We start from the raw sequence: 12732 nt of genomic DNA on the forward strand, positions 1-12732 counted from the left end.
CATGTTTCGCATACACAAAATTTACGATGTCAGCACGGCCAGCAATCAGCAATTGCTCAGCCAAGTGCAGGCCATGCTGCGGGTACAATTTAACGAGCTCAGCGAAAAAGATATAGCCAAGCTGCCAGCGCAATTAGCCAACCCCTTAAAATACCGTTTTCATTCACGCTTATTGGTGGCTGAAGATGGCCATGCCAAAGTGCGCGGCTTTGCTCTGCTATTACACGCCCCCGATTTGCAGTTTTGTTTTTTAGATTATATATGCGCTGGCCGTGGCGAAACCGGTGGCGGCATAGGCGGCGCTTTATATGAGCGGGTGCGCGAAGAAGCTTTTCAACTAAAAGCACTGGGGCTTTTTATGGAATGCCTGCCCGATGACCCCGCACTGTCACCCAATGCCGAAACTCGCAAACAAAATATCGCCCGCCTGCGTTTTTATGAGCGCTATGGTGCCAGGCCCCTAGCTAACACCGCTTACGAAACACCGGTTAACGAAAAAGATACGGACCCGCCCTATTTAGTCTTCGACAATTTAGGCCAACACGAGCAAGTACTGCACCGCGAGCCCACCCAGGCTATAGTGCGCGCTATTTTAGAGCGTAAATACGCCAAGCTATGCCCACCGGCTTACATCGACAAAGTAGTAAACTCCATCAGCGATGAGCCCGTACAATTGCGCCAACCGCGTTATATTAAAAAAGCCGCTAAGGATAATATCCAACCCAAGCTCGATAAAATTGCCTTAATTATTAATCACGACCACGATATACATCATATCAAAGAGCGCGGCTATGTAGAGGCACCTGTACGCATTCAATCCATTAGCAAAGAGCTGGCGCGCACCCAATTATTTGAAACGCTGAATGCCAAAAAATACGGCCTGCATCATATAGAGCAAGTACACAAACCCGAGTTTGTGCATTACCTGCGCAAGGCCTGCGCCGCCATACCTCAGGGGCAATCGGTATACCCCTATGTGTTTCCCATACGCAATCGCGCCCGGCCACCGCAAGAGTTGCCACTGCGGGCGGGCTATTACTGCATAGATACCTTTACCCCCCTCAATAGCAACGCCTACTTAGCGGCGCGGGGCTCGGTGGATTGCGCCATGACGGCCGCCGACTGCTTATTAGATGGCCGCCGCATAGCCTATGCCCTAGTACGCCCGCCCGGCCATCACGCCGAGCACCAAGCCTTTGGCGGCTTTTGTTATTTTAATTCCGCTGCGGTAGCCGCCCATCATCTTAGCCTGCACGGCAAGGTGGCTTTATTCGATATAGACTATCACCACGGCAACGGCAGCCAGGATATTTTTTACCAGCGCCGTGATGTGTACACCCTGTCTATACATGGCCACCCCCGTCACTCCTATCCTTATTTTTCAGGTTTTGACGATGAAAAAGGTGAGGCCGAAGGCAAAGGTTATAACCGCAACTACCCCTTGGCCGAAAATATTAATGGCGAGCAATATAGGCTAGTGCTTAATAAAGCCTTGCAACGCATAGCCAATTATCAGCCCAGTTTTTTAGTGCTGGCGCTGGGTTTGGATACAGCCAAGGGCGACCCTACCGGCTCTTTTCAATTAATGGCAGAAGATTTTTACCGCAATGGCGAGCTGATAGGCGCACTAAAACTGCCCACCTTGGTCATACAGGAGGGTGGTTACAAAACCCAAACGCTGGGCATTAATGCTCGGCATTTTTTTAATGGCTTATGGCAGGGCATGTCAGCCTAAGGTAGTACTGTATCAACACTCGTATATCTTCTAACAACTGCTGGCGCAGCACTGCGCAAGCCAGCGATATTTTAGCGGTGCAGCAATTAGTCACAGACACAGGATTTTTTTCGCCACAGGAAGTGGCCATTGCGGTAGAACTGGTAGAGCAGCACTTACAACAAGGCAGTGCCAGCGGCTACTTTTTTTTATTCGCTGACGATCACGCGCAGCCCCAACAACTGCGCGGCTATAGTTGCTATGGCCCCATACCACAAATAGACAATAGCTTTGATTTGTATTGGCTGGCGGTAGCCCCCAGCCAACAAGGCCTGGGTTTGGGCAAGCAGTTGTTGCAAAGCACAGAGTCCTTAGTACAGGCTGCGGCGGGGCAAAGCTTAATTATAGAAACCTCTGGCCGCGAGCAATATTTACCCACCCGCCGCTTTTATGAGGCTATGGCTTATCGAATCAGCGAACAGATCAGAGATTTTTATGGCCCTGGTGATGACAAAATTATTTACCGCAAAGATTTTTTTGCAATGGAGCGCGCCACCGACGCACACGATAGGGCCATAAATAATAGCGCCATCGCTTTAAATATTAAGGCTTGCTATAAACTGCTGCATTTCACTGCGCAGCCATTCACAAAATAAAGTCACTTCGGCACTGTCATGGGCATGCTCTTTTTTCAAAATACTTACCCAATCATTGGTAACCATACCTGCGGCCACCGGCTTAATTAATTCGCCGCTGCGCAAATAAGGTGCGGTAGAAATCGCATCGCCCAAGGCTATACCCTCACCGGCTACTGCCAGTTTTACACACAGGGTTTCATCGTGTATTACCGGCCCCGCACCCTGACCTTTTTCGCTGCAGCCTACCGCCTCAAACCAGCGCGGCCACCAGTGATTAGAGCTTTCGTGCAGCAAGGTATAATTGTGCAGCTCAGCCACTTCGTTTAAAGGCTCATCAATTAAGCGCGGGCTGCATACCGGGTAGTCCACGATTTGAAACAATGGCTCGCGACTATAGCCCTCAAATATTTTGGGGCCAGTATAAATCTCCACATCTACATCATTTAACGGTGCAGCAACCCGCAGATTTTGATTGATGTGTATTTCTAATTTTATTTGCGGATACTTATCCCTAAACAAACCTATGCGGCCAGTTAACCAATACTCGGCAAAGGCAGGCCCCACGCCAATTTTTAAACTGCGCTGGAAATGTTTATGCACTTTGCTGGGGAACAAGGCCGCCGTACTATCACTAATACCCTTAAAAGCCGCAGTCAGTGCTGCCAAATAGCTTTGCCCTATATCGGTAAGCTGGGTTTTGCGATTATTGCGCTCCAGCAACTTCACCCCTAAATAATCCTCTAACAAACTAATTTGTCGGCTCACCGCTGATTGAGTAACGCATAGTTCTACAGTCGCTTTTTTAAAACTCTGATGCCGCCCCACCGCCTCAAAAGCCTTTAAGGCGTTTAAGGGCGGTAATTGATAGGCGCTGTGATTTTCGTCAGCCATAGGGTGGCTCTCATAACAGTAACAATATTGAATTATGGCAGCATAAGCTGAAACGCACTGTGCTTCAATTGGGCCTTAACAGTGCTGCAAAAAACGCAAACGATAGTTAACCATAAGTCATTTTACGCCTGCTATATCTAGCTCTACAGTTAAGGCATCACTATATTAAGCGCGAGGCCAATATGACTTACTCCCTACCCAGCCCCAAAGCCGAAGCTATATTAGCCAAGGGCAACCGTTACTTTCGCAACGGCGCCAATTATGAAAAGCGGCGGGCAGCGGCCCAGCAAGCGGGGCTAAACAACAAACCACCACAGGTAATTTTTGCCAAGGCCGAAGGCGACTACCTCTATGATGTAGACGGCAACCGCTATATAGACTTTCAGTGTGGCTGGGCCTCTAACCCCTGCGGCAACGCCAACCCCGAAATTATTGAGGCGGTCACCGCCGCCATGCGCCAATACGGTTTTATTTACGAGCACCCATTGCGCTACGAGCTGGCCGAAAAGCTTTTACCTCTCACCCCCTACGGTCACCACAGCCGCTTAAACTACGAGGTATCGGGCACCGAGGCCGCCGAAGCCGCTATACATATGGCCCTATGCGCCAAACAGGCGCGCTTTATTATCTCCTTCGATAAGTGTTTTCACGGCTTAGGGTTGGGCACTAAATTGGTCAATGGCTACGATGCCGAGTCCACCCGCTATATGGAAGCCTGGAAAGGCGGCGTGATTAAAGCTCCCTTCCCCTCAGCCTATGATGCCCCTGCCGGTATGGATATAGAGCAATACATAGATTACTGCCTATGGCATTTAGAGACACGTATACCCAGCTACGAAGTACCGGCCGATTTAATTGCCGGGGTTATTATAGAGCCAGGCTTAGCCGAGGGCGGCAACTGGCTACCCCCCAAACGCTTTATGCAGGGCGTTAAGCGCATCTGCGAAAAGCACGGCTGGTTATTTATCTGCGATGAAGTCTTAACCGGCCTGGGCCGCACCGGCAAAACCTGGGCGATAGAACACTTTGATATCAAGCCCGATATTTTGGTGATAGGCAAAAACATCACCGGCGGGGTAGAACCCATAGCTGTGGTTACCGCCACCGAAGAAGTGCTGGCCAATAACAAACAGTCCAGCTCGGGTAGCACCTATGCTGGCACCCCCGCCGGTTGTGCGGCGGCGCTAAAGACCTTGGAAATTTATGAGCGCGACAATGTCGTAGAGCGCGGCCGCCGCCTGGGCGAACTAGCCGCTAAGCGCATGGCCAAATGGCAGGATAACTACGCCATTGTTGGCGAGGTACGTAGCCTGGGGGCATTAATGGCCGCTCATATTGTAGACCCAGAAACCGGCCTAGCCAGCATGAACTGGGGCATGAGCGTAGGCGACGAAGCCCTGCGCCGCGGTGCCTTTGTGGTAAACGACCACGAAAACACCGTGCGCCTATACCCAGCGCTGACCATGAGCGAAGCCGCCCTCAACGAGGGGCTAGATATAGTAGAAGAAGCTATCGCCCATGTGGAAAAACACGGGCCTATGGGCAAAGGCATAGATAATGATGTGTATTATCCCCACTACTACACCGGTTTTACCGGTTATTAAGCGCTCTGCTAGCAGCAGCTCCAGGTTAGGACGGTAGATTTTTAGTGTCGCCCTAACCTGTTTAGCATTACTATTAGCGGGCTAGACGATAGCACTGTGACATATCCTGACAATTTAGCTCACAGCAAACACTTTTCTTATGTGCTGCCGTCAGTACAATGCCAAGATAACAAAATAAGAGCCTCTGCCCCCTATGAAGCATTATGTATTGCAATACCTGGCCCCTGAGCGGCTAATCACCCTATTCAAATGTTTTATTTACACCGGCCTGTGCATTAACGGCTATCAGTTTATCTCCGATGACCTCGCCGCAGCCGACCAACTACTAAGCGGCGCCTCCAGCCTTTCGGATATCGTCAACACCTTTGCCGTCACCATGGATACCCTGGCTTGGATTTCCCTATTAGTGGTCTTTGAGCTGGAAACCTGGGTGCTGGATGATAAAACCATAAAGCTCAAGCGGGTCAAATGGTCACTCAATTTTTTCACTGCCATCTGCTATATGTTTATCATATATGCCTTTGTCGGTTATGCCGGCAAATTGATTATGCTGTTGGACTCAGTACCTTTTGTGGGCAACCCCTGCGACCTGGTCAACACCAGCAGTGTGATTATCACCACCTTAGATGAATACCACCCCATTACCGCCGAAAGCTGCCAGCTACTCAACCCCGCCACTATGGGGCAAATTGCCAACCAGCCTATAGTGTTTGAAAACAGCGCCTACGGCGAAATTAAAATTTTAGCTTGGATAGACCTGATTAACTCCGCCACCTGGCTGTTAATTGTGGTGTTATTACAAGTGGATATTATGTTGCAGCTGCGCGGCATACTGAATAAACATATTATGCGGGTCACTGGGGTGTTTAAAGCCATACTCTACAGCACCCTCTTTATCATGGCGGTATTCTGGGGTATTTATGGCAGCTTCACTGACTTCTTTGATGCGGTGTTATGGTTATTGGGCTTCCTAATTATCGAACTCAACATCTTTAACTGGAATCAAGAAGTGGCCGAAGAGCAAGCCCAAGCGGCCAGCCAAGCAAGTTAAAACAGCGCCTGCTGTTACCTAAGCACAAAAAGGGCTGGCTTATGCTAGCCCTTTTTTATTGCGCTCTTGTTATAGCTATCCTCACTGCCAGTAGGCTTTCTCCCACCCAGCTATAGAACCCCCGGCCTAAAAACACTAAACTTGGCGACATAATTTTTTGCGTAAACCGTAAAATCCCAAAAGTAGATAAGTATGTCATCAGTAGGAATAGTTAGCCCACAAAGCCATTATTTTGATCAGCCCATAGACTTAGCCTGCGGCCGCACGCTGCCCGCTTATGAGCTAGTGTATGAAACCTATGGCCAGCTCAACGCTGACGCCAGTAATGCCGTGCTTATATGCCACGCGCTATCCGGCCACCACCACGCTGCTGGCCGCCACCACCCCGACGACAAACACCCAGGCTGGTGGGACGCCTATATAGGCCCCGGCAAACCCATTGATACTAACAAGTTCTTTGTCGTCAGCCTTAACAATATAGGCGGCTGCCACGGTTCTACCGGCCCCACCAGCATTAACCCCGACACCGGCAAACCCTGGGGCGCAGACTTCCCGCCGCTGCGCTGTCGCGACTGGGTCAACACCCAATATCGATTAATGCAGTTGCTACATATAGAACAATGGGCCGCCGTCATAGGCGGCAGTTTGGGTGGCATGCAAGCCATGCGCTGGTCGCTGATGTACCCCGAATGTGTGCGCCACTGTGTGGTCATCGCCTCGGCCATGAAACTCAGCACCCAAAACATCGCCTTTAACGAGGTGGCCAGGCAAGCCATATTATCTGATCCCGAATTTCACGATGGCCACTACCTGGAACACAATACCCTGCCCAAACAGGGCTTGCGTTTGGCGCGCATGGTAGGCCATATCACCTACCTTTCTGAAGACGGCATGAAAGAAAAGTTTGGCCGCGAGCTTAAAACCGGCAGCCTGGATTTAGGCCACAGCGACGAGGCCGAGTTTCAAATAGAAAGCTATTTACGTTACCAAGGTGATTCTTTTTCCACCGCCTTCGATGCTAATAGCTATATATTGATGACCAAAGCACTGGACATGTTTGACCTGGCCAATGACTATGGCGACGATCCGGTGGCCGCCTTTAAGGGCGCGCTGTGCGATTACCTCATAGTATCGTTCACCACCGACTGGCGCTTTTCTCCTCAGCGCTCACGCGAAATAGTTAACGCCATGATAGCCGCCCACAAACCGGTGAGCTATGCCGAGATAGACGCCAACTTTGGCCACGATGCGTTTTTAATCCCCCACAGCCGCTACGAAACCGTATTGCGTAATTACCTGCAACGCATAGTTAAAGAAAACGAGGATAAGTCATGCGCTTAGATTTACAGCTTATCCCCCAGTGGATAAAACAAAACACCAATGTATTAGATTTGGGTTGCGGTGATGGCAAGCTGCTAAGCGTACTCACCCGCACAAAAAATGTTTACGGCCTAGGGGTAGAGATAGACAGCGAACAAATCAGCCTCTGCATAGCCGAAGGCTTAAACGTGGTAGAGCAGGATTTAAACGACGGCCTCAGCAATTTTGAAAACGACAGCTTTGACACCGTAGTCATGACCCACGCCCTGCAAACCCTGCGAAACCCACACCTGGTGCTGGACGAAATGCTGCGCATAGGCAAAGAGTGCATAGTCACCTTCCCCAACTTTGGCCACTGGCGCTGCCGCTTATACCTAATGCTAAAAGGCCGCATGCCAGTATCTAAGTTTTTACCCTATAGCTGGTACGACACCCCCAATATACATTTTTGTACCATTCGCGATTTTGATGCGCTATGCCATGAAAAAAACATCAAAATCAAACACCGTGTAGTGGTCGCCGGCGAAAGCACCGACGGCCTGCTCACCCGCTTATGCCCCAACCTATTCGGCCTAACCGCGGTATACCACATCAGCAAATAACTGGCAGGCTTAACTATGAAAACTCTATTGCAACACAGCCTAATTATCACCTTAGCCCTGTTAGCACTCAGCGCCCAAGCCGAACAAAAAAAACGCTTTGGCGATTACGAAGTACATTACAGCGTAGTTAACAGCACCTTTATCAGCCCCGAAGTGGCCGCCGCCTACCAGATTACCCGCGGCAAAAAACGCGCCTTTGTAAACATCAGCATACGCAAACTGTTAAAAGACGGCAGCGACACAGCCAAGCGCGCCCTAGTCAGCGGCAAAACCTCAGACATGATACATAGCATCCCGCTGAACTTTAAAGAAATCATAGAACAAGGCGCCATCTACTACATTGCCGAATTCAGTTTTAACGACAAAGACACTAGGCGCTTTGATATACAAATACAGCCAGACCCGAACATAGAGCCGTATACCCTGACTTTTTCGCAGAAGGTTTATGTAGAGCTGTGATCGGGTTTAGGGTTTAGGGTTTAGGGTTTAGGGTTTAGGGTTTAGGGTTTTATAAATTTTAATTAGCTATTGTATTGAAAGTTTTATTTCGCTCTGCTGAGCGAGTTACTTTCATTCACTAAGACGCTAGGCAAGCACTATACTACGTAGCACCCGAAGCCCCTTGGGAGTCGCCGAGCAACGCAAGAAAGTAGCGGCGCGAAGCAGCGAGGACTGTTTGAGCAAAATAAAAATTAAGTATTTTTATTTTGTGAGTTCCGCAGCGGCCGCTAGTTTCTGAGTAGCGCAGGGTATCGGCGCAGCCGACGACGACAAATTGGCAGGATAGCCAATTTGCACAGCACGCAGTGCTGCCTTTAGGAGAGGCACATGGATGTGCCGAATGAAGTAGGGGGCCCTTTCTTTTGGTTCTGTTTTCTTTGGGCAAGCAAAAGAAAGTAACTCGCCCAGCAAGGCGAAACAGCAGCCATCAACCCAACAATTCACTAAAAAATAATTAAACTCATGCAAGCAAAAAACAAACAAATCGTACTCGCCAGCGGCAACCCCAAAAAAATCAACGAACTACAAAACCTGCTAGGCGACAGTGGCTACCAAATACTGCCGCAATCCGACTTTAACACCCCCGAAGCCATAGAAGACGGCCTCAGCTTTGTAGAAAACGCCATTATCAAAGCCCGCAATGCCTGCCTGCACTCAGGCCTACCGGCCATAGCCGATGATTCGGGCTTAGAGGTAGATGCCCTGCAAGGCAAACCCGGTATTTATTCCGCGCGCTATGCCGGTGATAACGCCACCGACGCCAGCAATAATGAAAAACTACTAGCGGATATGGCCGGTGTAGAAGAAGCCCAGCGCAGCGCCCGTTTTCAATGTGTATTGGTGTATATGCGTCACGCCCAGGATCCCACCCCGCTGATTTGCCAAGGCAGCTGGGAAGGCCGCATACTGACCGCGCCACAAGGCGACAATGGTTTTGGTTACGACCCGCTATTTTGGGTGCCCAGCCAGCAGTGCAGCTCGGCGCAATTAAGCCCCGAACTAAAAAACAGCCTTAGCCACCGCGGCTTGGCTATGCGTCAGCTCAGCCACTACTTAACAAGCCTATAAGTTTGACAAGCAACTAAATCATTGTTTGCATGACTAAGGCTATACTAAAAAGTACAGCGTTATACATCACATAGGACGGATACCGTGTTAACGATTATTGCCAAGCTATTAAAACTACTCAATTCTAATGTCAGCCCCTCGCAACTGGCCTTGGCAGTGTGCTTTGCCGCGGCTTTGGGCTTAACCCCTTTGAGCTCGCCCCATAATATTTTGCTGGTTTTTCTGCTACTGCTATTGCGCATTAACCTCAGTTTATTTTTGCTGAGCTGGGGCTTTTTTACTCTTATTGCCTACGCCTTTGACCCGGTTAGCCACAGCATAGGGCTGGCACTATTACAGGCCGACGCCCTGCAAGGTTTATGGCAGTCACTATACAACAATAATTTTTGGCGTTTTCTGGGTTTTAACAACACGCTTATTCTAGGCAGCACTGTGGTTAGCTTGATATTAGCCATACCGCTGTTTTTTATTAGTCGCCTGCTCATTATTAAATACCGCAGCCATTTATTTAAATGGGTGAGCCAAAGCCGCTTGGGGTTATGGGTAAAAGGCGGCAAAATCTTTAACACATATCAAGCCTTTAACGGTTAGGAGCCACAGATGACTCAATGGATACGTTGGTGGGGGCTAGGTGTTTTTGTGGCCCTGGTATTACTTTGGTGGTTGTGCATAGACAGCATAATTAGTTACAGCATAGAGAGCTTTGGCAGTAAGGCCGTGGGCGCTAAAGTGGAAGTGGCCAGTAGCGAGCTAAAGTTAGCCCCCCTAAGTTTAAGCATTAAAGGTTTGGCCATCACCAACCCCGACCGTCCCATGGAAAACCTATGGTATAGCGATGACATACAACTACAGCTAGACAGTAGTTTTTTATTGCGCCGCCAAGTTATCGTCGAGCAGGCCAATGTTAGCGGCCTGCAATTTAATAGCCCGCGCCGCAGCAGCGGTGCGCTGAGCAAAAGCAAGGCTAAAGCCAGCAGCAGCCCCGGTTTAGGCGAGCAAATCAAAACCGGCGCTAAAGATATGTTGCCTGACCCTAAGCAAGTGATAGCGAATGAAAAAGCCGCTATCAAAGCCAAGGTCGACGATATAGAGCAGCGTATTAAAACCCTTGAGCAGCAATGGCAACAACGCATAGATGAATTACCCAATAAAGAAGATATAGCCGCATATAAACAGCGCTGGAAAGCCTTGAAGAAAAAGAACTGGCTAGAAAAAATAGCTGATACCAAAGCGCTGCAAAAAGATATAAACCAAGACATAGACCAACTTAACGACTTAGAAAAACAGCTAGACAAAGACAAAGCTAAACTGAAAGGATTAATCCAAGAGGCTAAAGAGCTACCCGAAAAAGAAGCCGACCGCTTGCTGGCCAAGGCAGGTTATAGCGGTGGCAGTGCCCAGCTAGCACAAAGCCTGTTTGGTGACCAAGCCAAGCAGTGGCTAAACCAACTCACCGGTCTGTTTAAAAATGTCGCCAGCAGCAAGCCTGCAGAAGCCGTTAAACCAGCACGTGGTGAAGGCCAGTGGATAACATTTACTGAACAACAACCTCACCCCGACTTTTTAATCAAACAGGCTAAACTCAGCGGCAACTTTAAACTACTGGGTGATAGCATAGATTTTACCGGCCACGCCCAAGACATCACCCACCAGGCTAAGCGCTGGCCACAGCCCACTCGCTTCAGCTTACAGGGCAATTCCACCCAGGGTGCCAGTTTTAACAGCCAGGGCAGCATAGATTTGCGTAACAAGCCCACTAGCGAAATGAGCTTAAACGTTAAGCAACTGAGCATTAACGAGCTGATATTATCGGCCAGTGATAGCATGCCCATAAAACTCAACAGTGCCCGTTTACAGGGTGATGCGCAAATGGCCATTAGCGCAGACAATTTAGCGTTTAATGGCAAGGGGCTGTTTACTCAAACCCAGTTTAAAGTAGCCAACACAGACTCTAACAGCCAACAAATTATTGCCGGGCTGCTACAAGATATAGACAGCTTTGATTTGCAGCTGGGCTTAAAGGGCGATATAGAACAGCCCGAACTCAGTCTTAAATCCAATTTAGATAAGGCCTTAAGCAAAGCCTTTGGCCAGCAGGCTTCGAAAAAAATGGATCAATATAAACAAGATTTACGCGCCCAGCTCAGTGCCGAGTTAGCACCACAGTTACAGGGTTTAACTCAAGATGCTGACTTTATTACAGCTATTAAAGAACAACTGGCCAACAAACAAAATGAGCTTAAAGTATTTTCAAAGGGCTTGTTATAACAGTTTGTATTAGCCGCCTTGTTGTAATTTAGTGCGGGCCAGCTAGTATGTAAGTTCGGCTCACACTACAGAATAGCAAAGCCGATCATAGGCTCTGCTCAATTTAATAATAACAAAAGGGGGGACCATGCTAGAGCGACTTCTTGATGGCAGTCTAATGCCACATGGCCACTGCCTGCTATGGCGTGAAGATTTACTGTTTTTACATTTAAGCGGCGACATATTAACTTTTGTTGCTTATGCCTCTATTCCCGCCGCTTTAATATATATGGTTCGCAAACGAGCCGACCTGCACATCAATAGCTTTTTCATTTTATTTGCGGCCTTTATCGCTTTTTGTGGTATTACGCATGCCATTAGCATGCTCAATATTTGGTACGGCTATTATTTTATAGAGGGCCTGGCCAAATTTTTTACCGGTATTATCTCTATACTCACCGCCATCATGTTTTGGCGGTTAATGCCTACTATCATGGCTATACCCAGTAGTAAAATATTAGCCCAGCGCAATGACGAACTTCTACAAATGCAGCGCCAGCTGCGCCAGGCAAATAATGAACTGGAAAAAAATGCCGTCGAGCTGCGCAATCTTGCCAGCACCGACACCTTAACAGGGCTGCATAACCGCCGCTTAATTCTCAAACTTTTAAGCAAAGATTTAGAAATAAGCACACGCTATAATCGTGAGCTGTCTTTGCTTATGGTGGACATAGATCATTTCAAAAATATTAATGATAAATACGGCCACCAAATGGGCGACCACGTTTTGTCGCTAATCGCAAAAAAATTAGAGGATGAATGCAGGCAAACCGACTTGGTAGGCCGTTACGGCGGCGAAGAGTTTCTCATTATACTGCCCGAAACCAATCAACAAGCGGCCATAGAGTTGGCTGAACGGGTACGCAATGAAGTAAATGGATTAGATATAGGCTTAAGCATAGCCATTAGCTGCAGCATAGGCGTAACAAGCTTGATCAAAGGTGACAGTATCACTACCTTGATAAAACGAGCCGATGATGCCCTATACCAAGCCAAGGACCAAGGTAGAAACCGTGTAGTATCTGCCTAGGCTGTT

General features: G+C 48.7%; 12 protein-coding genes. 11 read left to right on the plus strand and 1 reads right to left on the minus strand.

Features of this window, described 5'->3' with window-relative positions; translation table 11 throughout:
* The first annotated feature begins 1 nt into the window (after position 1).
* Together NO559_RS06770 and NO559_RS06775 are read left to right on the plus strand one after the other, a co-directional pair.
* Positions 2–1735: a histone deacetylase family protein gene (locus NO559_RS06770; protein ID WP_258331049.1), complete on the plus strand. Its 1734-nt coding sequence runs from the start codon at positions 2–4 to the stop codon at positions 1733–1735.
* Between the two features lie 77 nt (positions 1736–1812).
* Complete coding sequence (locus NO559_RS06775; RefSeq protein WP_258331050.1) at positions 1813–2370, plus strand: N-acetyltransferase; 558 nt, start codon at positions 1813–1815, stop codon at positions 2368–2370.
* Here NO559_RS06775 and NO559_RS06780 read toward each other — a convergent pair.
* Complete coding sequence (locus tag NO559_RS06780; protein WP_258331051.1) at positions 2311–3243, minus strand: LysR substrate-binding domain-containing protein; 933 nt, start codon at positions 3241–3243, stop codon at positions 2311–2313. The two genes, NO559_RS06775 and NO559_RS06780, sit on opposite strands and share 60 nt — an antisense overlap.
* 182 nt (positions 3244–3425) lie before the next feature.
* Here NO559_RS06780 and NO559_RS06785 point away from each other — a divergent pair, with 182 nt between their 5' ends.
* From NO559_RS06785 to NO559_RS06825, 9 genes are all read left to right on the plus strand, one after another.
* Positions 3426–4847 carry an aspartate aminotransferase family protein gene (locus tag NO559_RS06785; protein WP_258331052.1) on the plus strand — a complete coding sequence of 474 codons (1422 nt, stop codon included), beginning with the start codon at positions 3426–3428 and terminating at the stop codon, positions 4845–4847.
* Between the two features lie 193 nt (positions 4848–5040).
* On the plus strand, positions 5041–5898 hold the full coding sequence (locus NO559_RS06790) for a hypothetical protein (RefSeq protein ID WP_258331053.1): 858 nt from the start codon (positions 5041–5043) through the stop codon (positions 5896–5898).
* A 192-nt stretch (positions 5899–6090) separates the two neighbouring features.
* A complete protein-coding gene (locus NO559_RS06795) occupies positions 6091–7239 on the plus strand; it encodes a homoserine O-acetyltransferase (protein WP_258331054.1) in 1149 nt (382 codons plus the stop codon).
* A complete protein-coding gene (metW, locus tag NO559_RS06800; protein WP_258331055.1) occupies positions 7230–7820 on the plus strand; it encodes a methionine biosynthesis protein MetW in 591 nt (196 codons plus the stop codon). The genes NO559_RS06795 and metW overlap by 10 nt, the downstream gene beginning before the upstream one ends.
* Positions 7821–7835: 15 nt before the next feature.
* Positions 7836–8279, plus strand: a complete 444-nt coding sequence (locus NO559_RS06805; RefSeq protein WP_258331056.1) for a DUF4426 domain-containing protein — start codon at positions 7836–7838, stop codon at positions 8277–8279.
* A gap of 504 nt (positions 8280–8783) precedes the next feature.
* The gene (gene rdgB, locus NO559_RS06810; RefSeq protein ID WP_258331057.1) at positions 8784–9389 is read left to right on the plus strand and encodes an RdgB/HAM1 family non-canonical purine NTP pyrophosphatase; all 606 of its coding nucleotides are present in this window, start codon (positions 8784–8786) and stop codon (positions 9387–9389) included.
* Between the two features lie 84 nt (positions 9390–9473).
* Positions 9474–9980 carry a TIGR03546 family protein gene (locus NO559_RS06815; RefSeq protein WP_258331058.1) on the plus strand — a complete coding sequence of 169 codons (507 nt, stop codon included), beginning with the start codon at positions 9474–9476 and terminating at the stop codon, positions 9978–9980.
* A 9-nt stretch (positions 9981–9989) separates the two neighbouring features.
* The gene (locus NO559_RS06820) at positions 9990–11657 is read left to right on the plus strand and encodes a TIGR03545 family protein (protein WP_258331059.1); all 1668 of its coding nucleotides are present in this window, start codon (positions 9990–9992) and stop codon (positions 11655–11657) included.
* Between the two features lie 127 nt (positions 11658–11784).
* Entirely contained in the window at positions 11785–12726 is a 942-nt protein-coding gene (locus NO559_RS06825; RefSeq protein ID WP_258331060.1) for a GGDEF domain-containing protein, read from the plus strand.
* The last annotated feature ends 6 nt before the right edge of the window (positions 12727–12732 follow it).

This window comes from Dasania sp. GY-MA-18 (assembly GCF_024734385.1).
Lineage (GTDB): Bacteria > Pseudomonadota > Gammaproteobacteria > Pseudomonadales > Dasaniaceae > Dasania > Dasania phycosphaerae.

Coding starts and splice junctions, on each gene's coding strand:
- NO559_RS06795 (WP_258331054.1), top strand. CDS start 6,091: ATGTCATCAGTAGGAATAGTTAGCCCACAAAGCCATTATTTTGATCAG.
- NO559_RS06825 (WP_258331060.1), top strand. CDS start 11,785: ATGCTAGAGCGACTTCTTGATGGCAGTCTAATGCCACATGGCCACTGC.
- NO559_RS06770 (WP_258331049.1), top strand. CDS start 2: ATGTTTCGCATACACAAAATTTACGATGTCAGCACGGCCAGCAATCAG.
- NO559_RS06820 (WP_258331059.1), top strand. CDS start 9,990: ATGACTCAATGGATACGTTGGTGGGGGCTAGGTGTTTTTGTGGCCCTG.
- NO559_RS06805 (WP_258331056.1), top strand. CDS start 7,836: ATGAAAACTCTATTGCAACACAGCCTAATTATCACCTTAGCCCTGTTA.
- metW (WP_258331055.1), top strand. CDS start 7,230: ATGCGCTTAGATTTACAGCTTATCCCCCAGTGGATAAAACAAAACACC.
- rdgB (WP_258331057.1), top strand. CDS start 8,784: ATGCAAGCAAAAAACAAACAAATCGTACTCGCCAGCGGCAACCCCAAA.
- NO559_RS06785 (WP_258331052.1), top strand. CDS start 3,426: ATGACTTACTCCCTACCCAGCCCCAAAGCCGAAGCTATATTAGCCAAG.
- NO559_RS06790 (WP_258331053.1), top strand. CDS start 5,041: ATGAAGCATTATGTATTGCAATACCTGGCCCCTGAGCGGCTAATCACC.
- NO559_RS06780 (WP_258331051.1), bottom strand. CDS start 3,243: ATGGCTGACGAAAATCACAGCGCCTATCAATTACCGCCCTTAAACGCC.